Annotated in this window: 26 protein-coding genes (1 of these 26 running past the window's edge); 14 read left to right on the top strand and 12 right to left on the bottom strand. The window is 55.2% G+C overall.

Annotated elements, in window-relative coordinates:
• Positions 1–2 precede the first annotated feature (2 nt).
• The 4 genes from HPY30_06805 to HPY30_06790 are packed head-to-tail and all read left to right on the top strand — an operon-like array spanning position 3 to position 3860.
• The gene (locus tag HPY30_06805; protein QYZ65724.1) at positions 3–1322 is read left to right on the top strand and encodes an HlyD family efflux transporter periplasmic adaptor subunit; all 1320 of its coding nucleotides are present in this window, start codon (positions 3–5) and stop codon (positions 1320–1322) included.
• A gap of 56 nt (positions 1323–1378) precedes the next feature.
• The gene (locus HPY30_06800) at positions 1379–1879 is read left to right on the top strand and encodes a hypothetical protein (GenBank protein QYZ65723.1); all 501 of its coding nucleotides are present in this window, start codon (positions 1379–1381) and stop codon (positions 1877–1879) included.
• On the top strand, positions 1879–3246 hold the full coding sequence (mpl, locus tag HPY30_06795) for a UDP-N-acetylmuramate:L-alanyl-gamma-D-glutamyl-meso-diaminopimelate ligase (protein ID QYZ65722.1): 1368 nt from the start codon (positions 1879–1881) through the stop codon (positions 3244–3246). Before HPY30_06800 ends, mpl begins: the two co-directional genes overlap by 1 nt.
• A gap of 2 nt (positions 3247–3248) precedes the next feature.
• Entirely contained in the window at positions 3249–3860 is a 612-nt protein-coding gene (locus tag HPY30_06790) for a UbiX family flavin prenyltransferase (protein ID QYZ65721.1), read from the top strand.
• Positions 3861–3959: 99 nt separating this feature from the next.
• Here HPY30_06790 and HPY30_06785 read toward each other — a convergent pair whose 3' ends face one another.
• From HPY30_06785 to HPY30_06765, 5 genes are all read right to left on the bottom strand, one after another.
• Positions 3960–4265: a cytochrome c gene (locus HPY30_06785; protein QYZ65720.1), complete on the bottom strand. Its 306-nt coding sequence runs from the start codon at positions 4263–4265 to the stop codon at positions 3960–3962.
• A gap of 283 nt (positions 4266–4548) precedes the next feature.
• Positions 4549–6894: a diguanylate cyclase gene (locus HPY30_06780; GenBank protein ID QYZ65719.1), complete on the bottom strand. Its 2346-nt coding sequence runs from the start codon at positions 6892–6894 to the stop codon at positions 4549–4551.
• 19 nt (positions 6895–6913) lie between these two features.
• Complete coding sequence (locus HPY30_06775; protein ID QYZ65718.1) at positions 6914–8770, bottom strand: PhnD/SsuA/transferrin family substrate-binding protein; 1857 nt, start codon at positions 8768–8770, stop codon at positions 6914–6916.
• A 125-nt stretch (positions 8771–8895) separates the two neighbouring features.
• The gene (locus tag HPY30_06770) at positions 8896–10821 is read right to left on the bottom strand and encodes a phosphatase PAP2 family protein (protein QYZ65717.1); all 1926 of its coding nucleotides are present in this window, start codon (positions 10819–10821) and stop codon (positions 8896–8898) included.
• A 317-nt stretch (positions 10822–11138) separates the two neighbouring features.
• Positions 11139–11924: a phosphate ABC transporter substrate-binding protein gene (locus HPY30_06765; protein QYZ67936.1), complete on the bottom strand. Its 786-nt coding sequence runs from the start codon at positions 11922–11924 to the stop codon at positions 11139–11141.
• Positions 11925–12509: 585 nt separating this feature from the next.
• Between HPY30_06765 and HPY30_06760 the strand changes: the two genes are divergently transcribed.
• On the top strand, positions 12510–13160 hold the full coding sequence (locus tag HPY30_06760) for a hypothetical protein (GenBank protein ID QYZ65716.1): 651 nt from the start codon (positions 12510–12512) through the stop codon (positions 13158–13160).
• A 61-nt stretch (positions 13161–13221) separates the two neighbouring features.
• Here HPY30_06760 and HPY30_06755 read toward each other — a convergent pair whose 3' ends face one another.
• The 4 genes from HPY30_06755 to HPY30_06740 all read right to left on the bottom strand — a co-directional run bounded on the left by HPY30_06755 (position 13222) and on the right by HPY30_06740 (position 16621).
• Positions 13222–13815 (bottom strand): DUF924 domain-containing protein, encoded by a 594-nt coding sequence (locus HPY30_06755; GenBank protein QYZ65715.1) that lies wholly within the window; start codon positions 13813–13815, stop codon positions 13222–13224.
• A gap of 72 nt (positions 13816–13887) precedes the next feature.
• Positions 13888–15171, bottom strand: a complete 1284-nt coding sequence (gene hemL, locus HPY30_06750) for a glutamate-1-semialdehyde 2,1-aminomutase (protein ID QYZ65714.1) — start codon at positions 15169–15171, stop codon at positions 13888–13890.
• Positions 15168–15815: a thiamine phosphate synthase gene (locus HPY30_06745; GenBank protein ID QYZ65713.1), complete on the bottom strand. Its 648-nt coding sequence runs from the start codon at positions 15813–15815 to the stop codon at positions 15168–15170. Before HPY30_06745 ends, hemL begins: the two co-directional genes overlap by 4 nt.
• Positions 15812–16621, bottom strand: coding sequence for a hydroxymethylpyrimidine/phosphomethylpyrimidine kinase (locus HPY30_06740; GenBank protein QYZ65712.1), 810 nt, complete (start codon positions 16619–16621; stop codon positions 15812–15814). The genes HPY30_06745 and HPY30_06740 overlap by 4 nt, the downstream gene beginning before the upstream one ends.
• 203 nt (positions 16622–16824) lie before the next feature.
• On the opposite strand from HPY30_06740, the gene HPY30_06735 reads away from it, so the two are divergent.
• From HPY30_06735 to HPY30_06725, 3 genes are all read left to right on the top strand, one after another.
• Positions 16825–17301: a DUF5063 domain-containing protein gene (locus tag HPY30_06735; GenBank protein ID QYZ65711.1), complete on the top strand. Its 477-nt coding sequence runs from the start codon at positions 16825–16827 to the stop codon at positions 17299–17301.
• A 154-nt stretch (positions 17302–17455) separates the two neighbouring features.
• Complete coding sequence (locus HPY30_06730) at positions 17456–17830, top strand: iron-sulfur cluster assembly accessory protein (protein QYZ65710.1); 375 nt, start codon at positions 17456–17458, stop codon at positions 17828–17830.
• Positions 17831–17955: 125 nt separating this feature from the next.
• Positions 17956–19158: an NAD(P)-binding protein gene (locus HPY30_06725; protein ID QYZ65709.1), complete on the top strand. Its 1203-nt coding sequence runs from the start codon at positions 17956–17958 to the stop codon at positions 19156–19158.
• 1 nt (position 19159) lies between these two features.
• Here the strand turns inward: HPY30_06725 and HPY30_06720 are convergent, their stop codons facing one another.
• On the bottom strand, positions 19160–19846 hold the full coding sequence (locus HPY30_06720; GenBank protein QYZ65708.1) for a DUF4126 domain-containing protein: 687 nt from the start codon (positions 19844–19846) through the stop codon (positions 19160–19162).
• 188 nt (positions 19847–20034) lie between these two features.
• Here HPY30_06720 and HPY30_06715 point away from each other — a divergent pair, with 188 nt between their 5' ends.
• From HPY30_06715 to HPY30_06695, 5 genes are all read left to right on the top strand, one after another.
• A complete protein-coding gene (locus tag HPY30_06715; GenBank protein ID QYZ65707.1) occupies positions 20035–21066 on the top strand; it encodes an N-acetyl-gamma-glutamyl-phosphate reductase in 1032 nt (343 codons plus the stop codon).
• A gap of 14 nt (positions 21067–21080) precedes the next feature.
• The gene (locus tag HPY30_06710; GenBank protein QYZ65706.1) at positions 21081–21803 is read left to right on the top strand and encodes a hypothetical protein; all 723 of its coding nucleotides are present in this window, start codon (positions 21081–21083) and stop codon (positions 21801–21803) included.
• 27 nt (positions 21804–21830) lie between these two features.
• On the top strand, positions 21831–22262 hold the full coding sequence (locus HPY30_06705) for a polymer-forming cytoskeletal protein (protein ID QYZ65705.1): 432 nt from the start codon (positions 21831–21833) through the stop codon (positions 22260–22262).
• A gap of 108 nt (positions 22263–22370) precedes the next feature.
• Positions 22371–22724, top strand: a complete 354-nt coding sequence (gene erpA / locus HPY30_06700; GenBank protein ID QYZ65704.1) for an iron-sulfur cluster insertion protein ErpA — start codon at positions 22371–22373, stop codon at positions 22722–22724.
• A gap of 276 nt (positions 22725–23000) precedes the next feature.
• Positions 23001–23267 carry an RNA-binding protein gene (locus tag HPY30_06695; GenBank protein QYZ65703.1) on the top strand — a complete coding sequence of 89 codons (267 nt, stop codon included), beginning with the start codon at positions 23001–23003 and terminating at the stop codon, positions 23265–23267.
• 34 nt (positions 23268–23301) lie between these two features.
• On the opposite strand, the gene HPY30_06690 is transcribed toward HPY30_06695, so the two are convergent.
• Both HPY30_06690 and HPY30_06685 read right to left on the bottom strand, forming a co-directional pair.
• Positions 23302–24438 carry an anhydro-N-acetylmuramic acid kinase gene (locus tag HPY30_06690; GenBank protein ID QYZ65702.1) on the bottom strand — a complete coding sequence of 379 codons (1137 nt, stop codon included), beginning with the start codon at positions 24436–24438 and terminating at the stop codon, positions 23302–23304.
• Positions 24428–25900, bottom strand: coding sequence for a peptidoglycan DD-metalloendopeptidase family protein (locus HPY30_06685; protein QYZ65701.1), 1473 nt, complete (start codon positions 25898–25900; stop codon positions 24428–24430). The genes HPY30_06690 and HPY30_06685 overlap by 11 nt, the downstream gene beginning before the upstream one ends.
• Positions 25901–26062: 162 nt before the next feature.
• Here HPY30_06685 and HPY30_06680 point away from each other — a divergent pair, with 162 nt between their 5' ends.
• Positions 26063–26606 carry the start of a tyrosine--tRNA ligase gene (locus HPY30_06680; protein ID QYZ65700.1) on the top strand. 656 nt of this gene lie beyond the right edge of the window, so 544 of the gene's 1200 nt are visible here — the first part of the coding sequence; it begins with the start codon at positions 26063–26065; its stop codon lies off the right edge, out of view.

The following is a 26606-nucleotide window of genomic DNA, read 5'->3' as shown; positions in this document are numbered from 1 at the left end:
CCATGTCTAAGCCAACTGTTGTCATCGGAAGTTTCGTAACGTTCAGCCTGTTGCTGTTGTCGGGTTGTGGTCAGCAGCTGGAAGTGGTGGCAGTGACGCCGGTGCAAGGCGGAATCTCCAGCATGTTCACTGAACCGGCCCGGACCCGGCTGGCCCGCACTTATCGTGTGACCATGCCGGTGGAAGGGCGCATCGGTCATGTCGACCTGCTGCCGGGGGACAGGGTCGAGGTCGGGCAGCCGCTGGCGATGATTGACCGTTTCCCTTTTGAACTGCGCGTCGAGGAGGCGCAGGCGGCGGTGTCAGAGATGGAGCAACAGCTGCGCATCAATGCCTATGATGAGATCGAAAAGACCCTGGCAATTGAGATGACCGCAACGGTGGAGGCCACCCGGGATGCTCTGCGTGCGGCGGATGCCCAAGTCGATGCAGAGAAGGTGCGGGTTGCCTGGGCTGAAAAGGTGAGGGAGCGGAACACCCAGCTTGCGAAGGAGGGCAGTGTTTCGCAGCAGGAGCTGGATAATGCGGTACTGGCAGCGCAGACGGCACAAATCTCCCTCAAGCAGGAAGAGTTTATCCAGGCAGCGCTGAATACCCTCTTTACCGCGATCAAGCTGGGACCAAAGTATGTCGAGCAGTGGCTGGGCCGAAAACAGCTTGAGCGTGAGGTGAGCCTGCAGCAGTTGGCCCAAGCCCGCACCCGGTTGGCGCGGGCAGAGTATCAGCTTGATCTGGCGCAGCTCCGCGCCCCGGTGAGTGGTGTGGTGCTGCACCGTTATAGTGAAGGGGAGGGGAGTCTTCTAGTTGGACAATTGTTGCTGGAAATCGGGGACCCTGCCGATATTGAGGTAGTGAGTGATCTGCTGACCCGTGATGCCATGCGGCTCAGTGTTGGGACTTCCGTTGAATTGACGGCGGGTGATATGCGCCTCCAAGGCGTAGTGAAGCGGATTGAGCCGGCGGGTTTTACCAAGCGCTCATCTCTCGGGGTGGAGCAGCAGCGGGTCAATGTAGTGGTTGGCCTGTCTGAGCATCCTGACAAGATAGGGGTTGGTTACCGGTTACAGGCACGTTTCCACACCGGTAGCAGCCAGAACACGTTGATGCTGCCCCGTTTCAGCGTGCTGCAGGCTGTGAATGGGTCTCATTATGTGTTTCTCATCGAGGGCAATAGGCTCAAACGCCGTGTCGTGAAATTGGGCCTGCGCAATGACCGCCAGTTGGAAATATTGGAAGGACTCAGTGGAGGACAGCGGGTTGTTTCAGTGCCTGATGCGGAGATGAAGGATGGCCAATCTGTTCGGGTAGATGCAGAAGAATAGATCGTTCCCGGGCTGATGGTATGATGCGTCACTGGATGAATTCAGGCGGGAGCTGAATGAAGGCGTTGCTCAACTTTTTTGTCGATCTCTGTCTGTTGCGTGCTGCGCCACAGGACCTGCCGGCGTCCGGCGTTATTCTGGCAGGGACATTTCTGCTGAATATCCTGGTCAGTCTGCTGATGATCGTTGACGCGAGGCACGGCCCAGGCCTGGCGCTGATTGAAAGCCTCTTCGAGACCTTCCTGATGCTGACTGTTCTCTATCTGGCGTTGCGAACCCGCCGTCTGAGAGGACGATTTCAACAGTCGGCCACCGCCCTGATGGGCAGTGGGCTGCTGCTCGGCCTGCTGGCCCTGCCCCTGGTGGCCTGGAGTCACCGCAGTGATTCCACTGAAGCGGGCCTGTTGCTGCTGTTGCTGATTATCTGGAGCATCGTGGTGCTGGGACACATCATTCGCCACACCTTTGGCCTGACTCTGAATATCGGGGTGGCCCTGGGGGTGCTCTATACAATGCTTGCCTGGTCGATGGTAGTCAGACTCTTTCCGGTAACCTGATGCACATTCATATCCTCGGTATCTGCGGCACCTTCATGGGCGGCATCGCGCTGTTGGCGCGTTCACTTGGTCATACGGTCAGTGGTTCTGATGCCAATGTCTATCCACCCATGAGTACACAACTCGAGGCGGCAGGCATCCGGCTCCAGGAGGGTTATAAAACCGAGCACTTGCAACCGGCGCCGGATCAGGTAGTGGTGGGCAATGCCATGTCCCGCGGTAACCCAGCGGTTGAGGCGATGCTCGATCAGGGCATTCCATATACGTCCGGTCCCCAGTGGCTTGCAGAGCATGTATTGCAGGGGCGTTGGGTGCTGGCGGTGGCGGGCACCCACGGCAAAACCAGCACCGCCAGTCTGCTGGCCTGGATCCTGGAGCATGCCGGATTGGCGCCGGGGTTTCTGATCGGCGGTGTGCCGGAAAATTTTGGCGTGTCGGCCCGCCTGGGGGATACCCCTTTCTTTGTCGTTGAAGCGGACGAGTATGACACCGCATTTTTCGATAAGCGCTCCAAGTTTGTTCACTATCGCCCCCGCACCCTGGTGATGAACAATCTGGAGTTCGATCATGCCGATATCTTTGATGACCTGGAGATGATTCAGCGTCAGTTTCACCATCTTGTGCGCACGGTGCCCGGCAGTGGGTTGATCATAACGCCGCTCTATGACGGTAACCTGGGCGAGGTGCTCGACAGGGGGTGTTGGACCCCGGTGGAGTATTTTGATCCCGAACTCGAAGCCTACTGGCATGCTGAAAACAACAGTCGGGACGGCAGTCGCTTCGACGTGGTGTGCAATGGTGAGCGGGTGGGACGGGTGAACTGGGACCTCATCGGTCGTCACAATGTCTCCAATGCACTGGCTGCGCTGGCGGCGGCGCGTCATGCCGGAGTGCCGCCGAAGACGGCAATCGAGGCGTTGAGTGATTTTCGCAATGTGAAACGGCGCATGGAGCTGCGGGGAGAGATCGGGGGAGTCAGGGTTTATGATGACTTTGCCCACCATCCTACCGCCATTGAGACTACCCTCCAGGGTTTAAGGGATCAGGTGGGGGATGCCCGGATTATTGCGGTACTGGAGCCCAGATCGAACACCATGAAACGGGGTGTGCACGCCGACCGGCTGGCTGGGGCGCTGAAGGCTGCGGACCGGGTTTTACTCTGTGCGCCGGATGATCTTACCTGGGATGCGACAGCAGTGCTGCGCCCTTTGGGCGGGACGGTTGCGGTATTCAATGAGGTGCAGGCCATTATCGATAGTATTGCAGAAATGGTGGAGCCGGGTGATCACCTCCTGGTGATGAGCAACGGCGGTTTTGAGGGCATCCATCAGCGTTTGCTGGATGTGCTTGGGAAAGATAGAGGGTAAATATGGAACCAAAAGACGGCCCCATTTCGCTTGCCATTACCGGTGCCTCAGGCAGTGCCTATGCGCTACGTCTGCTGGAGTGTCTCATTGGTGCGGGGCGGAACGTCTATCTGATGGTTTCACAGGCCGGGCAGATTGTGCTCAAGATGGAATCGGACCTGGAGTTGCCCGCCCAGCCCACCGAAGCACAAAAAATACTGGCACAACGCTTCAATGCGGCAGAAGGTCAATTGCAGGTTTTTGGACGGCAGCAGTGGATGGCGCCTGTGGCCAGTGGTTCCAACCCGCCGGCAGCGATGGTTGTCTGTCCCTGCACCACGGGTTCTCTCTCCGCCATCGCCTGTGGCGCCAGTAATGACCTGATCGAGCGATCCGCCGATGTGATGCTGAAGGAACGGCGCAAGCTGATTCTGGTGGTCAGGGAGACCCCCTTCTCGGAGATCCATCTGGAGAATATGTTGAAACTGGCGCGAATGGGGGCGGTGATACTGCCGGCCAACCCCGGTTTCTACAACAATCCGGAATCGGTCGATGATATTGTCGACTTCATGGTTGCCAGAGTGTTGGATCATCTGGGCGTGGAAAATGCGCTTTTGCCACGCTGGGGCGGGTGATTCCAGGCTGTCAGGGTAGGCTGGTTCAAACGTAGCGGAACCGGCAACCCATGGGTCATGACAATTCGAAAATGCCCGATCCGCTACGCTTGATCTGGCCTACAGGGTTTTTATATAGGTTGCCAAAGCGAGGCGTTGTGCCGTATTGATGCCGGGAAAACTGGACATCACCATGCCGCCCTTTTCGATCTTCGCCGCGATATGCTCGATTGACTCATCTGATCCGGCGAGCCGCAACAGCAGGCCGAACTTGCCGGTGCCTTTTTCCCCGTGACAGGATTGACAGCCGTCGGCGAACATCTCTGCCGGGGTGGTGGTGATGGAGGGGCTGTACTCGCTGGCGCCGCAGCCGGTGAGTAGTGCCGCCGCTGTTAGGGTGCCGAGAAATTTGATCGTTTTATTCATTATGGGTTCCATTCGATAGATAGAGACGAGAATCGGGCTTCAACCCGATGTGGTTGCGCGGATGATAACAAATCATCGGAGTCGCATCCTGCCGTGAGGCAAAAAGCCTAGTTATTACGCGGCTATCCGGTTTCTGTCCTGAAACAGAACAAAAGGAACGCAGAATACGCAAAGAAAATTTTATAATTCAATTAAGTAAACTTGCATCCTTTGCGGTTCTCAGTGTTCTTTGCGTTCCAAATGCTTGTTTTGAACAGGCACTATCTAATGCCCCCACGGGGGCTCAGTTGATAAGTGTAGTCTGATTGCGGCCGTTCTGTTTCGATGCGTAAAGCGCGGCATCGACCCGCTTGGTCAAGGTCTCAGCGGTATCTTTTGCCTTTAGTGAAGAGGCGCCAAAACTGGCGGTGATCCTGCCTGCCGTAGTAAAGCTGTGGTCAGATATCCATGCCCGGAGATGCTCGGCGATGTTGCGGGAGACTTCGGCATCAGCCAGGGGTGTGATGATCATAAACTCCTCGCCTCCCCAGCGGGCCAGGATATCGCTCTTGCGAATGCGCTGTTGCACGATCGATACCATCTGCTTCAGCACTTCGTCGCCGACATCGTGCCCGAAGGTGTCGTTGACGCTTTTGAAATGGTCTATGTCGAACATGATCAGGCTGAGTGGATTGCCGGTTTCCCGCGCCCACCTGATCTGGCTTTCCAGCTCATCATCAAACTTCATTCGATTGTAGATATTGGTCAGCCGGTCCGTAGCCGCCAGTTGCTTCAACTGGTTCTGTATCTCCACATGATGGGTGATATCCCGGTGGGACTCGATGATCTGTGCAACCTGGCCGGTCTCGTCAAATACCGGCGTGGCGCTCACCTCTGCGTAGATCACCTCGCCGTCGTTGCTGAAGTGCTTGTGGATAACGCTGGCTGCCTCTCCGGTCTTTCTTATGGCTTCGATGGGGCAGGGATCATGCTTGCCTCTGCAGGGCGTGTCGCGCTTGTGGGAGAGCCGGAAACAGGTGCTGCCTGCAGGTATCTTGTTTCCGCCACAATAGGTGTTGCGAGCGGACTGATTGGAGAGTTGCAGGCTGTAGTCGTTGATGTCGATCACCAGGGTGGGGTCGGCAATGGTATCCAGTACCTTCTGGATGTAGTCACGGGAGCGGGTCAACTGCTCTTCCGCGTTTTTCAACGGTGTGATGTCGTTGATGTAGGCGAAAAAATGGGTGATTCTGCCCTGTTGGTCGCGAATGACGGTCGTCGTGTCTTGGATCCACAGACGTTCTCCTGAAGCGGTCACCACCTGATAGGGAGTTCGCTCGAACCAGGAAGAGCTCAGGCTTCGGGTCTGCTCGGTCTCATCCGCAACCTGCTGGAGAAAGTCGGGTGCGATGATGCTCGAGAGTGTCAGTTCCCCGCTGAAAAAACGTGCTGCCGGGTAGCCCAGCAGGGATTCTACATTGGTGGAGATATAGTCCACCGGCCAGCCAAAAGCATATCGCCACCGGATGATCGTAGTAGGGCCTCCCATGAAGAGATCGCGTTCATCACTGATTGCCTGGTGCAAGTGCAGGATCTGCTGTTCCGACTGTTTCTGTTTCGACCGGTTCCAGAGCAGAAAACCGATGGCGATGGCAAGCACCAGGGCAAACAGTGCTAGTGCAGGAAGAAGTTCCTGTAGTTCGCGGGTGGTTCTCCGCCGAAGCTGGTTTTCAGCGATGTAGTGCACCAGGATGAATAGATGGTCACTTCGGTCACCGGGAGTATCGGACGGCGGGAGCTGCCTGTGACTTGAATGACGGGCAAAGCTGAACAGTCCCTTTGGGCTGATGTATTGGCCATTGCCCTCTGCCTGGATATGGGACCAGGCGTCCGGAAATGCCGCCTGAAAGTCCACCTGAGGTTGGTTGGGAAACATGAAATTCCAGGCCAACTCCCTGATGTGGCTGATGATGTAACCACCCTGTTTATTGAGGAGAAGTGCATGCCCCTCGAAGCCACTGACGTTTTCCTGAAGATCCGACAGCAGTTGCCGGCCAAGATAATTCAGCACAAGTACGCCGATCCTCTTACCGGTTGAGTCAGTCACCGGGGTTGCAAAGCGAATCATGGGTTTGAGCGGAACCTCCACCTCGCCATGCTCCATATTGAGGTCAAAGCGTGAAGTGTAGATATGATCCGGTGCGATGCCGATGGCTTCAGTGAAATAGTAACGGTGTACCTTGGACTGCAGTGACTCCTGCGGTGCGGTTTCCGGGACGCCGTTGTTGTAGTTGATACGAATCCTCTCCATGCCTTGGTTGTCGATGAAACGGATTTGGTCATAACGCTTTTTCTTTGTGCTGAAACCCAGCAATTCCCGGGAGGCGGAACGGATCTCATGGGCCTGATTCTCCTCTCGGAGGAGATTTCGTATATGTGAAATGTTGGCGAGGTAACGGAGGTCTGAGTGGATCTCTTCAAAGGCCAGTTCAAATTGGGTGATCTGTCGGTTGAGCAGTAGGCCGGATTGAGTCAGCAGTGCCTGTTGCTGGCTACTGTATAGCTGGTGCCAAATGCCGAAAATCACCAGGCCGAAAACCGCCACCAGAAGCCCGAGGCCAAGCAGGTATTGGTGGGTGAGTTTCATCATTACAGCTATGTCCGGTATCTCAATCGATTGCCGTAGCTGTGTCTTTCACTGTCTTTCGAAAAATCACCACCGCGCCTGTAATGACCTCATTTTCAATGATTGGTGTACTGGTGTATTCAGCCTGGAAACTGCTGCCGTCCTTACGCCAGAAAACCTCATCCTTGCCACGGTGGGTCAGGCCCTTTGCCAATACATGGGTAATCGGGCATTCATTTTCTCGAAAACCGCTGCCGTCCGCATGGCTGTGGTGCCACATCTTGTGGCTGTTTTTGTTCAGCATCTCGTCGACTTCATAACCGAGCATGCGGGCGGCAGCAGGGTTGACGAAAGTGTGGTTGGCATTCAGATCCAGACCCAAAATGCCGTCCCCGGCGATATCCAGGATGAGTTTCTTCTGCTGTTCGCTGCGTCTGGCCTCCTCCTCCAGCCGTTTGAGTTGATCGAGGTCGTTCATGACAGCAACCAGGTACTTTATCCTGCCCTGTTCATCCTTGATGCTTGAGATGTTCAACATGATCCATTTGTCAGACTGATCCGGCCGCAACAGCCTGAGCTGCACCGAAATATTGCTGGACTGACCGCTACGCAGCATGTCCAGGTTTTGTATCTCGGTTGCAAGATCCTCACCGCTGATAAGGTCGTTCAGGTTCATCTCCTTGAGTTCCCTGGCGCTGTAACCAGTGATCTCACAGATTTTTTGATTGAGTCGGAGAATCTGGCCACTGGCATTCGTGTGGGCGATGCCGACAGCTGCCTGCTCAAAAGTGGCGTGCAGGCGCTCTTCATTCTGGCGCATGTCGATCTGTTGGGCATTCAGCGCCTTGTTGAGTCGGGAAACACGCAGCAGCAGAAAGCCGAGCAGCAGCATGATAGCGATGACGAGGGCAGTCCAATACCAGTAGGTTTTGATTGCAGCCTTGAGAGTGATTCTGTAGTCATGATCGAAGGGGCTAAGCGCCAGTTGTTGCAGGACATCCCGCACCGGCTGATAGTTTTCGGGAATATTCCAGCCGTTGATTTTGGCGTTTTTGGCTGCAGTGCTCTCCGTAGGCATCTGCAGCAGGGCAACTGCCACCTGGCGTGCCAACTCGGAGGAGGTATGGGGGAGTTTGGCAATTGGCCACTCCGGGTAGAGTGGGGTGCTGACCGCATAGGGAAAATCACTGAACTGCTGTTCGTTGATGACATGCAGTGGCCCAGTCCTGATTTTGCCCTCTTTCTCCATGCGTTCGAGGGTATCGGTACGGACAATGCCGACGTCGGCTCTGCGCTCCAGGATCGCCTGTACCACATCATCGTGGGTATTGAGAAACTCCAGGGAGGCAAAATCGTATTCGTCCAGCCCCGCTTTCCGGATCTCGCTCAATGCCATGATCCATCCACCCAGGGATGTTGAGTGTACGGCGGCAACCCGTTGCTTCTCCAGATCATCCAGGGAATGTATGCGCTTATTGTCAGAACGGGTAAAGATAACGCTGCCGAAATGGGTTGTGTTGATGCCAGGTGACAGTTGGTTGACCATCGTCAGCACTCTCTGTACCCGGTATTTATGGGCGAGATCGATGTAGATTCCGGAATTGACGATGACGAAGTCCATCAACTGGTTTTTGACCAGTATCGGTATGTCATCGAATGGCATGGGCACGATACGAAAACTGTAGTTGGGTAAACGCTGCGTGAGGTAGGCGGCTGTGGCACCCCACTTGACAGTGGTCTTGGCCGCACCCCGTTTGGCAAGCACGCCGATTGTCACCTCCTCTCTCTCTTTCGCCTCGACGAAACTGGTCTGGATAAACGAGAGGAGTAAGCAGATTAGGGTCGCTATGGTAAGTCGGTGGTATCTGCGGCTGCCAAGTGAGGGTGCTGCGTCTATCATGGGCCTATTCGCCGAAAAGAGTATCTGTGCCGAAAACGGTTCGCATCATGCTCAATCCTGTATCGGCACATACTTTGTTAACTGAAATTTCGACCTGTCCATTTGCCCGCATTCGACGGCCTGGTTCAGCTTGCGTCGACAGGCCCAAGGAGAAGCGGGGAGTCCGGCTCTTTCCTCTCTATGCGGGGGAAATCTGCACTGTCTTTATTCAGAATCTCCAGCGGTGTCTGAAAGTTGCTCTCCGTGACGGGATAGGTCAACAGGCCGAGCAGGTATGCCTGGCGCTGGCGGGAGACGTTGCCGATCCAGACAGGTTGTTGTAATGGCCGTAAAATCACGGGTGTGGACCAGAGGCGTAATACCAACTGTTCACCTGCATCGGGGTGTTTTACCAGTGTGATGCTTTCGTAACTGCCGTCGTGAACCTGGGGCAAAAGGGGAAGTTCCCGCAGCGCCAGAGAAGGTGAGAGCATGCGTAGCAGATTGTGCCATCCCAGCATCTCTGCCCGCTGCCAGCCCCGGCTCTCCAGGGTGTCGATCAGCGGCTGTGGCGGTCCGGCAAGCTGAACGTTGAATGGGTGATCCAGTCGTTCACGTATATCGTGCCGATGGCGGGGCAGCGAGTCGGCTGCGCTCTGTTGCCAAGCTTGCAGGCTGATCGTCTGGGTCGGTGGGGCAGGGCGGTAGCGCTGGAAATCCTCAGTCTGATAGAGGTGGCTTCCCAGAGCGGTGGCGAAACCGGCGGCGATCATTGCACTGAGCGTGAGTCCCAACCAGTGACGTTCCAACTCGGCATGCCGATACCAGGCCATGCCCAGGGCTGCGATCCAGGCAGTGCCCAACAGCAGACTGGCGACTACATCACTCAGCCAGTGCGCGCCCAGGTAAAGCCGGGAGAGCGCTACGCCTGCGATAATGGAGCTGGCCAGGCTGTAGGGCAGCCAGCGCAGATTCAACGGTAGAACCCTGGCGATAAGGATGGCAAGAAAGCCGTAGGTCACGGTAGCGCGTAGGACATGGGCGCTGGGAAACGCCCAGGGTCCCAGCCCTTCGATACCCTCCATCGGACGGGGAATCTGCAAGCTATATTTCAACAGTAGCGGAGTAAGCAGTCCAAAGAGCACAGCAGCCAGCCAGTGTTGCAGTGCCGGAAGGTGGCGCTCCCGGAGCAGGAAAATTCCCACCGCAAGAGTCACCACGCTGATCGTTGAGGGGTCGGCAAAACGGCTGAGATGGAGCATCAGGTTGTCTGACCAGGGATTGCGCAGACTCTGCAGTCCGTTGAAGACCCAGTGATCGGGTTGGCTGATCAGTGTTCCTTCCAACACCATTGCCGCGAGCAGCCCGAACAGAAAGGTGCCCAGCAACAGCAGAGTTGCCAGGATGCCGAATCCCCTGGCTTCCGGATGGGAGGGATTATCCAGGGCGCTGGCGATCTCGCCCAGGAAGGGGTGTCTGGCGCCCCAATTGGTGATGGTCTGGACGATCCGGGTGGCGTGAGGTCGAATCAGCCGGAACAGTCGACGTGAAAAGGAGAAAATCAGCCAGATTCCCCCCACGCCCAAGAGCAGAACCGCCACCAGCCGGAAAGCGACTTCGGCCGCGAGTTCGAGAGAGGCTCCGAAGACGATGCCTGGCAGCAGGTAGGCAGGTGCCCAGATCAGGGCAGAGAAAGAATTGGCGAAAAAGAAGCGCCAGGCCGACATCTCCAGCATACCGGCAACCAGAGGAATGATCGCCCGCACCGGGCCGAAAAAACGACCGATGGCGACACTCTTGCCGCCATATTTTCTAAAGAATTCAGTGCCGCGCTGCAGGGTTTCCGGGTGGCGGCTGAAGGGCCAGAGATTGTGCAGTCGATCCTTGTAGTGTCTGCCAAGCCAGAAGCTGAGTCCGTCCCCGGCGATAGCGCCTCCGACCGCCCACCAGAAGACCGGCCAGAATGCCAGTGTGCCGGTGGCGATCAGGGCGCCGAAACCAAACATCATTACCACGCCTGGTACAAGAAGTCCGACAACGGCCACCGACTCGGAAAAGGCGACCAGAAACACCACAACACCTGCCCATAGGGTGTGGTTCGAGATCCATTCCAATAGTAGGCTGAGAAGGTCGGTCACGGGGTGAGAGGATAAAGGTAAAAGGACAAAGGGAAAAGGGTGAGCCTTGACCGAAGGTCCAGTGGACCTTCGCAGCGAGGCGAACGACCGGACAGGATGTCCGGGCTGGGGTTGATTTAGAACGCTATAGCAGCGCCAGGGATGGCGAGGAAAGATTTCCTTAGAGTCACCACCGAAGGTCCAGTGGACCTTCGCAGCGAGGCGAACAACTGGATAAGAAGGTGGGGCAGAGGTTAGTTAAAATACCACGCTTAATCCTTGTTGGATCTCCTCCTCTCGAGTCGCATCTTGCGGCTGATTCGTCGTTGCTGGTTTAGCTTGTTGACCAGGTGGAGCCCATCCATGTAGGGAACGACTCCGTTGTGCCGGATTACCTCCCGACCTAGCGAACTGTTGGCAAAATGGATGAACTTCATAACCTCGCTTCGGTTACTGTTCCTGAAACTACTCACCAGATAGAGTGGTCGATAGAGCAGATAGGTCCCCGATTTGATGTTTTCATAGGTAGGGGCCTTGCCTTCAAGTTTTAGGATTTTGACATTGCGTTTTCGGGCGCTGCTGACGCCGGTGATCGCCAGGCTGTTGAGATTGCTTTCAGTCTCCTGTTCCAGCGGGCCTGATGAGGGAAAAGTGATGTCAGAGGCGAATTCCATGTCAGGTGCAGCAAAAAGATATTCCCGGATGGTGTGGCCAACACCTGAAATCTTACCCTTGCGAATCAGTAAGTTGATTGGTTGGTCATTCCCGCCCAACTGCGTCCAGTTGGTGATTTTGCCCGTGTAGACCGCTTTCAGATCCTGCAGTGAGATGTTGTTTATCGGATTATTCTCATGGGTGATGACCACCAGCGCATCCCAGGCAACGGGGTGAAATTGAACCGATTTCTCTGCGGGATCATCCCACAGTTTGTTACGGCAACTACCGCCAATGTCAACTTTGTTGGCAGCGACCTGACGTATGCCCTTTGTGGCTCCACCACCGGAGAGTAGGATCTCTGTCTTTGTCTTCCGTTGGTAGGCGAGGCTCAACTCAGCCATGAATGCCTTTTTAGTGATGCCGCAGCCAACCCAGGTCAAAGTGTCGCTGTAAGCAGGAGAAATAGTAAGACAGAGCAGGCAGGTGAGGATGAAGTGGCGAACGGTAAGGTACAAGTGGATATCTCCTCGATCGGACTCCCTTCCATTCTGAATAATTTTATTGTCAGCCGATTATTGTCCAGATTTTATTTGAAAACAATTGTGACCGGGTCAGAGAACAAATTCACTGCTCCCTGAGAAGTCCCAATGCTTTCAGATAATTCCTACAATTGGCGTAGATTTTCTGATGGCACTGCCCGGGCACGGATAGTATATTAATTCCTAACAAGGATGGCCGATGAGATTCGAAGGGGGCAGGGAAGTCCCGCCTTGTATCAAGGTTAGTGACAGGGATGTATTGCTAACCAGACACAAAGGATGGCTTTCGTCTTTGCCGCCTGCGTAGGGAGTGGTTCTCATGAAAATAAATCTGTTCCTTTTCGTAATCAAGGCCTGACCTCTCGTTCTGTGACCCCATCGCATTCCCGAATGTTAAAAAAGAAATAGAATTAATTGGAATTCTGTTGATTGGTTGGGGAGAAAGGGATGAAAAGAAAGCTTGGTCTTATGGTGGCATTGCTCGGAATGGGGCTGCTTGGAAATAATGCGATGGCTGAAGGCTTTGCATTGACCGGTAAGGCAGGCTCTCTGGGATTGGGCCTGGAAGGCACTTTGGGAATAACTGAGTCGCTGAACGCGCGCTTGGGTGTCAATGGTTTTAATTATGATTACTCGTATACGCTGGATGATACAGATTACGACCTGACGATGGATCTTCAGACGATTTCGCTGCTGGCCGACTGGCACCCGTTCGATTCCGGCTTCCGCTTCAGTGCCGGCATGATGTCCAACAATAACGAGCTAACTGGCCGTGCGCTGCCTGTCGGCGGTTCTTTGAATATTGGCGGTACCGACTACGATGTAGGGCTCGATGCACTCATCGGTTTTAATTCCACTGCCCCCTATCTTGGTATCGGCTGGGGCAATGCCGTTAGCGCTGACAAGGGCTGGGGCTTTAATCTCGATGTGGGAGTCTTGTTTCAAGGGTCACCCGACGTCAGTTTGACGCCGTTTGGCGCCGATGCTGGCATTGTGGATGCCGACGATTTGGCAGCCGAAGAGCAGCGTGTGGAAAGCGACCTCGAGAACTTCAAGTACTATCCTGTGGTCTCGCTAGGCGTCTCCTATAAATTCTAGGCCTTGACGGAAAGAGGAAAGGAAAAGGTGGCAGATTTATTCATGGTGATTTCCCCACAAATTAGCCATTAAAGGCTTTCGGAGAGGCCAGATAGTCCAACTCCTCTGTGGTACTTTTGCGATTAATGATCGCATTGCGGTGGGGAAAACGCCCAAAGCGCCGGATCAGTTCTCGATGGTGACGGGCAAAACGGGTATTTTCCGTTAACCCGGCCGCTTCAAACAGACTCACCGACAGCTCCTGATCGGCCAACTCTTCGCTGTGCATCAAAGGCATATACAGAAAGGAGACCTGGGCCTTGGGTAGCTGGCGGTCAAAACCTCTATCGACGGCATAATGCGCCACCTCTAAGGCCTGACGTTCAGTCGAGAAGCTCTTCATTTCGCCCCGAAACATATTGAGGGGAAACTGATCGAGGATGATGGCCAGCGCCAGGCATCCCTCTGGGCTCTTCAGCCAGGTAGTCAGTTCCCCAGAAGCAGCTTGCGACCAGATAGTTTCAAAGCGCTCGACAATCTCTGCGTCGATAGCCGCTGTGGATGAGAACCAGTGTCGGCTCATCTGATTTGAATACCAGAAAGTCAGGATATCTTCAGTCTTCACGACACGCCAAATCCATTCGAGACTGGGGGTGAGTATTCTGTTCCCCAACATCTATCGAGGGTAAATAAAAAAGTAGAGAAGGGGTCGGAATACTTCCCCTTTCTCCTTTAAGCCTTATCCTTACTATTGCATCTCCCCAAAAACCTCGCCAGCGGCATCGATGGTCGTCTGCAGATCCTGATCGGAGTGGGCGGCGGAGACGAAGCCTGCCTCGTAGGATGAGGGGGCGAGATAGACGCCGCGATCCAGCATTGCGTGGAAAAACTGCTTGAAGCGCTCCGGGTTGCATGCGGTGGCACCGGCAAAGTCGGTGACCTTGTCGGCTTCTGTGAAGAAGAGGCCAAACATGCCGCCTATGTGGTTTTCAGCCATCGGGATGCCTGCCGCTTTGGCCTTTTCCATAATGCCGGTAACCAGGGTCTCCACCTTGGCGGAGAGGGTGTCGAAGAAGCCTGGTACGGAGATCAACTCGAGAGTTTGCAGTCCGGCGGTCATAGCTACAGGGTTGCCGGAGAGGGTGCCGGCCTGGTAGACGGGACCCAGCGGGGCGATCTTCTCCATGATCTCTTGTTTGCCACCGAAGGCGCCAACCGGCATGCCGCCGCCGATCACTTTGCCCAGGGTGGTGAGGTCAGGTTTGATGCCGTAGTAGCCTTGTACTCCGCCCAGGGCGACGCGAAAGCCGGTCATAACCTCATCGAAGATCAGTACACTGCCGTGCTGGTCGCAGACTTCGCGCAGGGTCTCAAGAAAGCCTGGGACCGGAGGGATGCAGTTCATATTACCCGCTACCGGCTCGACGATGATGCAGGCGATCTCATCACCGATCTTGGCGAAGGTCTCTTTGACCTGCTCCGCATCGTTGTAGTTGAGGGTGATGGTGTGCTCTGCCAATGAGGCGGGTACGCCGGGGGAGGAGGGTTCACCCAGGGTCAACATGCCGGAGCCCGCCTTCACCAGCAGGGAGTCGGAGTGACCATGGTAACAGCCTTCGAATTTCACGATCTTGTCCCGGCCTGTGTAACCCCGGGCGAGGCGGATCGCCGACATGGTGGCCTCGGTGCCGGAGCTGACCATGCGCACCATGTCCATGCTCGGTACCAGTTCGCAGACTTTGTCCGCCATCAGGCTCTCAAGTTCGGTGGGGGCACCGAAACTCAATCCTTTGTCGATAACAGAAGCGACTGCCTCGATCACCTCGTGATGGGCGTGTCCCAGAATCATCGGCCCCCAGGAGCCAACATAGTCGATATAACGTGTGCCGTCCGGGTCGAAGATGTAGGGTCCGGCGGCGCAGTCGATGAATACCGGGTCACCGCCGACACCCTTGAAGGCCCGCACCGGTGAATTCACGCCGCCGGGAATATGTTGCTGTGCATGGGCGAAAAGGTCGTGAGAACGGCTCATCGTGGTAAATCCTCCGGTTGGAATAGTTTGCTGAATCTTGCAGCGGCGAGTCGAATGTCTGTCTGGTTGAAAATCGCTTCGATGACAGCCAGCATATCGGCGCCCGCGTCTATTAGTGGGCCGCCATTCTCCGGCGTAATGCCGCCGATGGCAACCTGTGGCTGAGGCAGTTCACGGCTGGCCTGGCGCAGCAATTCGGGATCGGCCTGTACCGCATCGGGTTTTGTCTGTGAGGGGAAGAAGCGCCCGAAGGCTATATAGTCCGCTCCAGCGCGGCTCGCTTCACGGGCCAGTTCAAGCTGGTTGTAGCAGGAGACGCCGATGATAGCCTCCGGTCCCAGCAGTGCTCTTGCCTGTGGCAGGAAGGCGTCGTCACGGCCCAGGTGGATACCGTCGGCGCCGATGCTTTTCGCCAGTTCCAGGTCGTCGTTGATCAGCAGCAGCGCATGGTGCTTCCGGCACAGCTTGAGCAGGCTTTTTGCCTCGGCCTGTCGGCGTGACCTGTCGCCACTTTTGTCCCGGTACTGGATGATGCGCGCGCCTCCCAACAGGGCTTGGGCGACTTGTTCAGCCAGGTTTCGGTTCTGTGCAAGTGCCGTGTCAGTGATGGCGTAGAGGCCATGCAGCCGGGTAACTCTGTTCATGTTTCGGGTTGGTTGCTTTGGCGCTGCAGTCTGTCCGGCAGGGATTGGCAGCGACCGCTGCGAAAGCCATTCAATAGCGTCTTCCAGGTGTATTGCTGGGCACTATTGACCGCTTCGATTAGATCTTTTCCACTTGCCATATTGGCTGCGATGGCGGCAGCCAGGGTGCAGCCTGAGCCGTGGTACTCGCCGGGCAGGCGCTGCCAATCGGCTTGATTGAGCAACCCCGTCTTGTCGTAGAGACGGTTGGTTACGCGGTCACTCTGCTCATGGGTACCGGTGATCAGAACATGTTCAGCGCCGGTTTTGAGCAGAGTGTGGGCGCACTGTTCAAGTGTCTCCTCATGGGGTGCCAGGCGACGGGCCTCAGGGCTGTTTGGGGTGATCAAGGTACATAGCGGCAGCAGCTGTTGCCGGATAGTCGACAATAGGCTCTCCGTGGCCAGCGGGGTGCCGCCGCCAGCCGCCAGCACAGGATCGAGAACCACTGGGATGTTTTCATGCTCCCGCAGCAGCCCGGCTATAGCATGGGCGATGACTACGTCTCCCAGCAGGCCGATCTTGATGACTGAGACCTGGCAGTCTTTCAGAACGGTCTCTGCTTGGGCGATGACCTGCTCGGCGGGAAGTGGCATCACTGCCTGCACGTCGCAGCTGTCCTGCAGTGTCAGGCAAGTGATTGCAGTGGAGCAGTGGCAACCATTCGCGCCGACTGCCTCGATATCGGCCTGTATGCCGGCGCCACCACCGGGATCGTGGCCACCAATGGTGAGTACGATCGGTAGTTTGCGGGATGAGGGTTTCATATAGGGTGATTGTACGTTTTTTTCCTTTTCGTTATTGGATAACCCTGGAATTGTCATTGCAAGCAGACCAATGCAGGGTTTTTACTAGGATTGGCCGGTTTGCCTGCTAAACTGTCTGTTACGGTATCCCGCCGACGAAGCGTTGAGACCGGGTGTAGGTAGTGGGACCCGGAGCATCAGGTCACAGCAATCGGAGAAGATTCATGAGTCCACATCAGCAAAATTTGACAGACGTAGCCCGCAATTTTTGCGAGTTGGTCGATCGTCTGCAGGATGGCGATGAGAAATGGCTGCATGAGGTCGCGAGTCTTCTGCCCCGTCTGCATGCTGCGGTTTCATCGATAGAGCAGCCGGATGAAGACGATGGACACTATGTTTTTGCCGATCTGGATGCCCGTTTTGAGCTCTACTCCTATCTGCGTCAGCTGCTGGGTGAACGCGATGGCTATTGGATGGAGTTTGATGTGGCTGAGGATGGCCAAAGCATGAGTGGCAGCCTCGCAGATGACCTGACCGACATCTACTGTGAACTCAAGCATGGCCTGAAGGTGATGGAGGGGGAGCCGGATCTGGCCATCGAAGGGTGGCGAAAAGGTTACCATCTGCATTGGGGGCAACACTTGGTGGATGCTGAACGGCATCTCTACGAGCTCAAGGCCCGCAATCAGCTCGATCTATAATCCGTCTTCCTGGCTGACTCCAGCCAACTGGGGATTCAGTGGTGGGGGAAATCTATTCCGTAATACCTTCTAAAAAGCTGGGTTTAGTGGTTCTTTGTATAATCTTTTGCTAACATACGTAGCCTTTATCAGATGATTTATTGGAGAAATCGGGATGAGTGGTACTGCACTGACCGAGAGTGACCTGACCCTGACTGAGATGGCCCAGACTAAAATGGTTGAGCTGTTTCAGCAGGTTGAAGACAACATTGAAGGCGTACGGGTGTATGCAACCCCAGGTGGTTGCAGTGGTGTCAGCTTCGGAATGACTTTCAGCGACGCGATCAATGCCAATGACGGTATACTCGCCTGTGAAGGTTTTAAAGTGATTGTCGATGACGGCACAATGCAGTATCTGCGTGGTGTTGAGATCGACTTCGTGGATCGTGGCGACGGCAATGCCAGCTTCGTATTCAATAATCTCCAGCCGGTTGACGGTGGTGGGGGTTGTGGTTCCTGTGGTTCCTCCCAGGGTGGTGGCTGCGGCTGATCCGACCCCTTTTCGAGAATACAAAATAACCGCGGATGGTGTTGCCACTCCGCGGTTTTTTGTGCCTGCCAGGTTGAGTCGCTGTGGGCCGTAAACTATTGCCAAGGTGCTGAGGTGGATCGGAGATGAATCAGAAAGTGGTTGAACTTGCTGTGGTTGGTGCGGGTATCAGCGGGCTTGGTTTTGCGCATATGTCCCTCAAACAGGGCATTCAGCCTCTTGTGCTGGAGGCATCGGAACAGGTCGGCGGCTGTCTGCACAGTCACTGCTTTGAAACGCCTGAAGGAGAATTCTGGACGGAACTCGGCGCCCACACCTGCTATAACAGCTACGGAAACCTGCTGCAGATGCTGGAGGATACCGGCCAGCTTGAGTCACTGCTTAAAAAAGAGAAACTCCCCTATCGTTTGCTGACGCCCGCTGGCCTGAAAAGTATTCCCTCGCAGCTGAAACTGACCGAGTTGTTGGGTGTGCTGCCCCGGTTGTTCAGGTCGAAAAAGGCGGGCCACACGGTTAAGGAGTATTTTGGCGGAATCATTGGCGAGCAAAATTTCCAGAAGGTGATTGGCCCGGCCCTGGACGCGGTTACCTGTCAGCCCTCGGCGGAGTTTCCTGCCGACGCGCTGTTTCGCAAAAAGCCACGACGCAAGGAGATCCTGCGCAGCTATACCGTCGTCGGAGGCATTCAGCAGTTTGCTGGCGTTATCGCCGCTCAGTCCGGTCTTGAGATCCGCACGGGAATATCGGTTGTGGGGTTGGATCGGCTCGAAAGTGGTTATCTGCTTAAATTAAGCGATGGCAGTGAGATAGAGGCGCAACGTCTGGCCTTGGCTGTGGCGCCGGATATCGCGGCAACCCTGCTTCAATCGGTAAATTCTGAGCTTGCGGTGTTGTTGTCCCAGGTCGGCATGGTGGATATCGAAAGCGTCTCCGTATTTTTCGAGGCTGAGAAGCTGTCGCTGGAGCCGGTATCGGGCATCATTGGTCAGGATGATGATTTCTATTCGGCGTTATCCCGCGATTCAGTTCCAGATAACCGTTATCGAGGCTTTACCTTCCACTTTCGCCCCGGACGGCTCGACGAGGCTGGGCAGCTTGAGCGTATACGTGCCGTGCTTGGGCTTGCTGAGCAAGACCTGTTGGCAACAATTTCCAAAACCAATCGTCTGCCTGCACTCAGGCTGGGGCATGGGGAGCGCATCACATCGATCGACCGGATGCTCCTGGACCAGCCGCTGGCATTGACCGGCAACTGGTTCAGTGGCGTCTCCATCGAAGATAGCCTGGTGCGATCTGCAACGGAGTTTGGCAGGCTTTTTCCCGCTTGAGCTACTCTTTCGGTTTCCCCCCGGCGTCCTGATAGAGCGACTTCAGGATGTCTTTGCGGCTGCCGCCAGCTGGTGCTGAAGCGTTTTTTCTGCCACTGAAAAACGCTCTAATGCGGTGAAACAGACGTTTCAGTGCACGCCAGATCTTCGGCAGCAGCCAGATAACCAGCAGCAGGAAGACCCCCAACAAAATAAGAAAGGCGATAGGGTAGTGCAGCGCTGCCCATAGTCCGCCGATGACTGCAACATCCTCAGCCACGGATGCGGTCCAGTTTGTTACGGGTTCCGGCGATGTGTTGATCAGGATGCGGGAACCTGTTTTGGTGAGATGACTGCCGGCAGCCATAGTGCCCCCGACCAGAAATGCAGCAAACTCGGCGGCCTCGCTGACCCCCAGGCCACTGACTGCGCCGGCAGCCAGTATCGCACCTGCCGGAATTCGGATGAATGTATGGATAGCGTCCCAGCCCGTATCAACACCGGGGGTTTTGTCGGCAAAGAATTCGACGCAGTACATGATGCCCGCAGCCGTCATCACCATCGGGTCGGAGAGTACCTCCAACCCCGGTGGGAGATCGACATTTCCGGTGGCGCCCATATAACCCAGCATGAAGACGGCTGCATAGAGATTGAGGCCAGCGGCCCAGCCTGCCCCGAGCGTCAGGGCCAGTGTTTCGACGGTATCCATAGCTTATCCTTGATGCTTGCTTCCACTATAATATTAGGGTCATTGCTGACAGTTTCCAGTCTGTTTGTGTGATTTTTACCTTTTTGGCGTATTCCGTCTTTCACGGGACGTTTCACTTCCGCTTTCCAGATTCTGTCCGTATTATTGATCGTTCGTTTTGAAGATGAAGTGTTAAGGATTCGAGAGCGATGATCAGAGTGGGAATCGTCGGTGGTACCGGCTATACGGGCGTGGAACTGCTGCGTCTGTTGGCGAAACATCCAGAGTGCGACCTGGTGACTATTACCTCCCGTTCCGAGGCGGGGCGTCCGGTAGCGGATATGTTTCCCAGTCTGCGCGAACATGTAGACCTTGTCTTTGTTGAGCCGGAGCCTGCTACCCTGCAGGGTTGTGATCTGGTCTTTTTCGCCACGCCCAACGGTATTGCCATGCGTCAGGTGCCGGAACTGCTGGATGCGGGGGTCAAGGTGATCGATCTGGCCGCGGACTTCCGGATCACCGATCAGTCGGTATGGGAGCACTGGTACGGCATGGATCACGCCTGCCCCGAGCGTCTGCCTGAAGCTGTGTATGGTCTGCCGGAGATCAATCGCGAAGCTGTGAAGCAGGCACGCCTGGTGGCGAATCCCGGCTGCTATCCTACTGCAGTGGCATTGGGTTTCCTGCCTTTGGTCGAGCAGGGGTTGATCGACCTGGATTATCTGGTTGCGGATACCAAGTCCGGTGTCAGTGGCGCGGGCCGTAAAGCGAGTGTGCCTGCCCTGATGGGTGAGACAGGTGAGAGCTTCAAGGCGTATGCCATTCCAGGGCATCGTCACCAGCCGGAGATTCGCCAAACACTTTCCCGGGCAGCCGAGCGGGATGTCGGTCTGACTTTCGTGCCCCACCTGGTGCCAATGATCAGGGGTATCGAGGCGACACTCTATGCCCGGCTGAAACCGACAGACAGGGATCTGCAGGCGCTGTTTGAAGATCGCTATCGTGATGAACCGTTCGTGGATGTCATGCCTAGAGGTTCACATCCGGAGACCCGTAGTGTGCGCGGCATCAACCACTGCCGGGTCGCGGTGCACCGGCCGCTGGATGGTGATGTGGTGGTAGTGACCTCGGTCATCGATAATCTGGTGAAGGGTGCTGCCGGCCAGGCGGTGCAGAATATGAATCTGATGTTCGGGCTGGCCGAGAATACTGCGCTGGACCAAGTGGCCCTATTGCCTTGAGAACAGAGTGCTGAATGATTTCACTTAAGCGATACCAGGTTCCAAAGATCGTTGTTCCTGGCGGGCGTGGACGATGGTTGCGCCTGTTCTTTGTTCTGCTGCTGGTATTGGCGGCGGCCTGGTTGGGATTTCAGCAGGGGCAGGCGCGGCCGAAAGGTATCCAGGCTATTGATCGCGCCGGTCTGAATGATTCTTTGAATGAGTTGAAGGTCGAAAGGGGTGAGCTGCGCCGCAAGCTGACCATGGCGGAGCAGGTTGCGAAGGTGGATCGTGAGGCTATGCAGGCAGTCAGGGAGCAGATCAAGCAATTTCAGGACGAACGTCTGAAGATGGAGGAGGAGCTGGTCTTTCTTCGGGGCATCGTCTCAACGGATACAAAAAAAGAGGGTTTGAGGATCCAGAATTACAAACTGGAACCCGGCCTTGAAAGCGGGCAGTTCCTGGTTAAGTTTTCTGTCAGTCAGGTGTTGAAAAGTGGCCCGGTGGCCAAGGGACGGATTCATATTCGAGTTGAAGGCCTGCAGCCGGACGGGAAGGCAAAGACTTTTGGCCTCGAAGAACTGACGGAAGACAAGACACCGAGCATCAAGATGCGTTTTCGCTATTTTCAGAATGTGGAAGGTAAATTGAAACTTCCGGACGACTTTAAACCCGCCAGTTTGACTATTGAAGTCAAACCGACCAACAAGAAACTGGCGCCGGTGACTGAAACTTACGAATGGTCACCGCAGGCCTGACAGGAAACATAGCAGATGAGGATTGGCATGAGAAAGAAGCGATTCCGCGCGCCGAAGATTACAACAGTTATCGGCAAGGAGACCCAGATTCGGGGTGATATTCTATTTTCCGGTGGGCTGCATGTGGACGGCGCGATCAAGGGTAATGTCTCCTCTGCAGAAGGAGATGACAGGGCAACCTTGACCCTGAGTGAAGATGGCTCCATCGAAGGGGATGTGCGGGTCGCCAATGTCATGCTGAACGGCAATGTGATCGGAGATGTCTATGCAGGCCACCGGGTGGAGTTGGCGCCTAAATCCCGGGTCACGGGAACGGTCTGTTACGACCTGCTGGAGATGGCGATGGGTGCCGAGGTCAATGGGCAGCTCGTGCATGCGCAGGATATGGAGCAGCGTAAATTGGGTTTTGATGGTGACAATGGTGTTGATGCCGGGGTTGAGTCAGAGGTGACTGGCTGATTCCTCGTCGTGCCGGGAATACTTGACTAAAACTCTGGGTAAAAGCATAATTTTGCTTATATTGTGCATGGTCTGATTCTTTTTGACCCACCAGACAGGTTTTTTATCATGAGTACGGCAGAAGCTACCACCGAGTCCCCCCTTGTATTTACGCAGTCTGCGGCAACCAAGGTTGCAGCACTGATTGAGGAGGAGGGAAAGCCTGATCTGATGCTGCGAGTCTATATTCAGGGCGGCGGTTGTTCCGGTTTTCAGTATGGGTTCTCTTTCGATGAGAACGAGAATGATGGTGACACCAAGGTCGTAACCGATGGCGTGACATTGCTGGTCGACCCCATGAGTATGCAGTACTTGGGTGGTGCTGAGATCGATTACACAGAGGGTTTGCAAGGTTCCCAGTTCGTCATTCGCAATCCGAATGCCAGTACTACCTGCGGTTGTGGGTCATCCTTTTCTGTTTGATTTGAGGTAGACAGTCAAGGATGAAGTGGTGTTTTTGCGCCCTTTTTGGCGGAAAAAGTAACAAACTGTGTTCTGAATTTTATTGCCGGTGAGCAGGTTATTGTTCCAATCTCCTGGTTTGCATTTCAGTCTGGGGTGATATATCTTCACTCGTTCGCGTGATCTTGGTCCCACCTGAAACGCCCTACATTTGCTGTTTTCTCACAGATGCATCTTGAAAGACAGGCGCAGGGTGCGCGGGCTTATTCGTCGACACATTACAGAAGGTCAAAAACATTGATTACCCTTTCAGTCCGCAGTCTTCCCAGGTCGACCACAGAAGAGAGCCTGACAGCACTCTTTTCAGAGTACGGTGTGGTCCGTTCTCTTAAACTGGTAAAGGATCTCTTCTCTGGTGATTGTAAGGGCTTTGCCACTATCGACATGGAAGGGCACGAGGCCCGTGCGGCTATGGCAGCACTTGATGGCAGTGAATTCAACGGCAGCATGATCCGTGTCGGTCCAGACCGGCCGAGAAAAGGCCGTGGCGGCAAACGCCGCTGAATTAGGATAGTCCGCCTGCCGGTGCTGCTTTCCGCTATTTGGAAAGTCTGGCAGGATAGATCCCCCCCAACACCACAGCTTCCCTTGCGCCGGTAACTGAAGGCAGGTTACTTGGTAGTCCCAACAGTGTTCTGTGTGCCAGCCAGGCAAATGCCATTGCCTCGATCCAGTCCGGGTCGACGGAGAGTTTTGCTGTGCTGAAAACCTCTATCGAAGGCAGGTTTGCAGCGAGACGGCCCATCAGATAGCCGTTATGTACCCCGCCGCCACAAACCAGCAGTTGATCCGCCGCCGGGTAGTGTTGGTCAATGGCGCGCGTTATGCTGAGAGCAGTGAGTTCTGTCAGTGTGGCTTGCACGTCACAGTTGGCTGACTCAGCATCATGCCCGAGCATCGAATTCATCCAGTCAAGATTGAAATATTCAGTGCCGGTGCTTTTAGGTGCAGACCGGGGAAAATAGGTGTCTGCCATCATTTTGTTCAGCAATGACGGGATAAGTTTGCCCGTTTCACCCCAGGCGCCATCACTGTCGAAATCGAGTTGCCTGTGTCTGGCAATCCAGTGATCCAGCAGAGTATTGCCGGGTCCTGTGTCGAATCCAGTGACCGGTTCGGCAGTATTGCCGGGTAACCAGGTGATGTTGGCAATACCGCCGATATTGAGGATGACCCGGTTCTTATCCCCGCTCTGGAATATCACCTGATGAAAGGCAGGCACGAGTGGAGCGCCTTGCCCTCCAACCGACATGTCACGGCGCCGGAAGTCGGCTACAGTAGTGATGCCTGTGCGCTGTGCGATGGTGTTGGCATCGCCGATCTGCAGAGAAAAAGGGTGTTGGACCCCGGGGCGGTGTCGCAGTGTCTGTCCATGGCTGCCGATGGCTCTGATCTGCTCCCGGCGGCAGTCATTCTTCTCGATTAACCGCACTGCTGCCTTGGCAAAGGCCTCGCCGACCTGGATATCCAACTCCCCGAGGCGGTCGATCTCATTATCGCTGGGTTGGCAGAGGGCTGATAGATTCCGGCGGAGTTCCGGGGGATATGGGTGGCTGTGGTGGCCAATCAGTCTGGGGTCGCTGTCAGGCTTCAACTCAACCAGGGCAGCGTCGATACCATCCATGCTGGTGCCGGACATGAGGCCTATATAATAGTTGGCCTGCTTAGCGGGCATTGGCGAGCAGTGTGCGGTTCAGAGTGTCGAGTTGGGAAACCAGTGGCTGAGTCTTCAGTTGAAAGTTAGCTTCGTATTTTTTTGCGATGGGCTGGGCGGCGGGAAGTTTGACGGTCAGGGGATTGCGGTGCACGCCGTTGACCCTGAACTCATAATGGAGATGGGGGCCGGTGGCAAGACCGCTCTTGCCGACGTAACCAATAGTCTGCCCCTGGCGAACCTTGCTCCCTTTTTTTGCCTTCTTATTGTAGCGGGAGAGGTGGGCGTAGAGGGTTGTGTAGCGTTGGCCGTGCTGCACGATAACTGTACGGCCATAACCTCCCTTCTTACCTCTGTGTATGATCTTGCCATCCCCGGCTGCCTTAATCGGTGTGCCGGTCTTTGCAGCGTAGTCGACCCCACGGTGAGGACGTTTCTTACCTAACACGGGGTGCCAGCGTTCGCCGGTGAAGCGGGAGGAGATGCGCCGAAAATCGACCGGAGCACGCAGAAAGGCCTTGCGCATGCTGCGCCCTTCAGGGGTGAAGTAGTCACTGTGGCCAGTCTCATCCGTATATCTCAGTGCACGGTAGCTGCGTCCCTGATTGATGAATTCGGCAGCCAGAATGGGACCGTTTTTCAGTTTATCTCCCTCAAGGTAATCCTCCTGGTAGATGACGCTGAAACGATCGCCGCTGCGGATCTCCAGGGCGAAGTCGATATCCCAGCCGAAGATATTTGCCAGCTCCATGATCAGGGCATCAGCAAGTCCTGCGTCCTGGGCGCTGAGATAGAGGGAGTTGGTGATGGTTGCACTCGTATGCGCGGTGCGGTGTTCAATGGGTTTGTTTTCTTCATTGGCGAGAAAGGAATCGCCATCGGATTTGATATGCAGGCTCTGCACCCGATTGTGGTCAAGCGCCAAGGCAAGCAAACTGCCGCTGTCGTCCAGTTGCAGGCGCAGTGTCTCACCGGGTTTTATACGGGTCAGCTCTTTCGCCATCTCGCTGGAATTAACGATGCGGTGTAGTAGATTGGCGCTCAGCCCATTCTCTTTAAAGATGCTGGAGAGGGAGTCCCCGCTACGAATCTTCCGGGAGATCCATTGGGACTTGGATGCAGTCGCATGGGACTCCAGGTCTGGTTCTGACGGGACACTCACTGGCTTGACGGGAGGATCGATGGTTGATGGAGCAGGTGCCATTGCGAGGGGAGGAGGGCTGACCTGAGGTTCTGCGCGACTCTCTTCACGTGACTGCCCCGGCAGTGCCAGTGGCACGACTATCCGCCCGTTTTCCTGGGAGGGTTCAGCCTTGGTCGGAAGTTGAATCGGTGCGGTGGCCGGGTTATCTTTTCTGTTATCCAGAAACAGTGCCCCTGCGGCAGCAATCGCCAGAAGTAATAGAATGACCAGTCCGGCGCGCAATAGCTGACGGAAACGTGAGGGTTTTCTATCCAGTGAATAGGATTTAAAGTCTTTCATCAGGTTTTTGGGCTCAACTGCTGCCGGTAGGGAATCCCACAAAAATACTAAACATAAGTATAGATAAGCAAGCGCTCTTGTGGTTCCCGACAGGCAATAGTTAATTTCTTCGGGAGCTTTTAGTAGAGTGTGCGCCCATTGATGACTTTTGGGGAAAGATTGATGACGGACGTTAATTCGGCGCTGGAGATCATTCGGCGGGGCACTGATGAGATTTTGCCGCAGGATGAGTTGGTCAAAAAACTCGCAAAAGGCAAGCCGTTACGTGTCAAGGCGGGATTCGACCCCACCGCGCCAGATCTGCATGTCGGGCATACTGTGCTGGTCAATAAACTGCGTCAGTTTCAGGAGCTGGGGCATGAGGTGCTGTTCCTGATCGGGGACTTCACCGCCATGATCGGTGATCCGACGGGTAAAAGTGTGACGCGCCCCGCGCTCTCCCGGGAGCAGGTCATGGAGAATGCCCAGAGCTACGAGCACCAGATATTCAAGATTCTCGACCCTGAGAAGACCACGATTGTCTTCAACTCCTCCTGGATGGGGGAGATGAGTGCGGCTGAAATGATCCAGTTGGCGGGCAAGCATACGGTGGCCAGAATGTTGGAGCGGGATGATTTCAACAAGCGCTATACTTCTGGACAGCCAATAGCCATCCATGAATTTCTCTACCCTCTGGTTCAGGGTTACGACTCTGTGGCATTGAAAT

It is taken from the genome of Gammaproteobacteria bacterium (ex Lamellibrachia satsuma), assembly GCA_019623805.1.
Taxonomy (GTDB): Bacteria; Pseudomonadota; Gammaproteobacteria; order Chromatiales; family Chromatiaceae; genus QGON01.
The sequence above is the reverse complement of the archived record's forward strand: the minus strand, read 5'-3'. Positions and strand labels throughout refer to the sequence as shown.

What these genes read in the sequence shown, in the direction of transcription:
- HPY30_06805 (QYZ65724.1), top strand. Translation starts at nt 3, where the DNA reads ATGTCTAAGCCAACTGTTGTCATCGGAAGTTTCGTAACGTTCAGCCTG.
- HPY30_06800 (QYZ65723.1), top strand. Translation starts at nt 1,379, where the DNA reads ATGAAGGCGTTGCTCAACTTTTTTGTCGATCTCTGTCTGTTGCGTGCT.
- mpl (QYZ65722.1), top strand. Translation starts at nt 1,879, where the DNA reads ATGCACATTCATATCCTCGGTATCTGCGGCACCTTCATGGGCGGCATC.
- HPY30_06790 (QYZ65721.1), top strand. Translation starts at nt 3,249, where the DNA reads ATGGAACCAAAAGACGGCCCCATTTCGCTTGCCATTACCGGTGCCTCA.
- HPY30_06785 (QYZ65720.1), bottom strand. Translation starts at nt 4,265, where the DNA reads ATGAATAAAACGATCAAATTTCTCGGCACCCTAACAGCGGCGGCACTA.
- HPY30_06780 (QYZ65719.1), bottom strand. Translation starts at nt 6,894, where the DNA reads ATGATGAAACTCACCCACCAATACCTGCTTGGCCTCGGGCTTCTGGTG.
- HPY30_06775 (QYZ65718.1), bottom strand. Translation starts at nt 8,770, where the DNA reads ATGATAGACGCAGCACCCTCACTTGGCAGCCGCAGATACCACCGACTT.
- HPY30_06765 (QYZ67936.1), bottom strand. Translation starts at nt 11,924, where the DNA reads ATGGCTGAGTTGAGCCTCGCCTACCAACGGAAGACAAAGACAGAGATC.
- HPY30_06760 (QYZ65716.1), top strand. Translation starts at nt 12,510, where the DNA reads ATGAAAAGAAAGCTTGGTCTTATGGTGGCATTGCTCGGAATGGGGCTG.
- HPY30_06755 (QYZ65715.1), bottom strand. Translation starts at nt 13,815, where the DNA reads ATGTTGGGGAACAGAATACTCACCCCCAGTCTCGAATGGATTTGGCGT.
- hemL (QYZ65714.1), bottom strand. Translation starts at nt 15,171, where the DNA reads ATGAGCCGTTCTCACGACCTTTTCGCCCATGCACAGCAACATATTCCC.
- HPY30_06745 (QYZ65713.1), bottom strand. Translation starts at nt 15,815, where the DNA reads ATGAACAGAGTTACCCGGCTGCATGGCCTCTACGCCATCACTGACACG.
- HPY30_06740 (QYZ65712.1), bottom strand. Translation starts at nt 16,621, where the DNA reads ATGAAACCCTCATCCCGCAAACTACCGATCGTACTCACCATTGGTGGC.
- HPY30_06735 (QYZ65711.1), top strand. Translation starts at nt 16,825, where the DNA reads ATGAGTCCACATCAGCAAAATTTGACAGACGTAGCCCGCAATTTTTGC.
- HPY30_06730 (QYZ65710.1), top strand. Translation starts at nt 17,456, where the DNA reads ATGAGTGGTACTGCACTGACCGAGAGTGACCTGACCCTGACTGAGATG.
- HPY30_06725 (QYZ65709.1), top strand. Translation starts at nt 17,956, where the DNA reads ATGAATCAGAAAGTGGTTGAACTTGCTGTGGTTGGTGCGGGTATCAGC.
- HPY30_06720 (QYZ65708.1), bottom strand. Translation starts at nt 19,846, where the DNA reads ATGGATACCGTCGAAACACTGGCCCTGACGCTCGGGGCAGGCTGGGCC.
- HPY30_06715 (QYZ65707.1), top strand. Translation starts at nt 20,035, where the DNA reads ATGATCAGAGTGGGAATCGTCGGTGGTACCGGCTATACGGGCGTGGAA.
- HPY30_06710 (QYZ65706.1), top strand. Translation starts at nt 21,081, where the DNA reads ATGATTTCACTTAAGCGATACCAGGTTCCAAAGATCGTTGTTCCTGGC.
- HPY30_06705 (QYZ65705.1), top strand. Translation starts at nt 21,831, where the DNA reads ATGAGAAAGAAGCGATTCCGCGCGCCGAAGATTACAACAGTTATCGGC.
- erpA (QYZ65704.1), top strand. Translation starts at nt 22,371, where the DNA reads ATGAGTACGGCAGAAGCTACCACCGAGTCCCCCCTTGTATTTACGCAG.
- HPY30_06690 (QYZ65702.1), bottom strand. Translation starts at nt 24,438, where the DNA reads ATGCCCGCTAAGCAGGCCAACTATTATATAGGCCTCATGTCCGGCACC.
- HPY30_06685 (QYZ65701.1), bottom strand. Translation starts at nt 25,900, where the DNA reads ATGAAAGACTTTAAATCCTATTCACTGGATAGAAAACCCTCACGTTTC.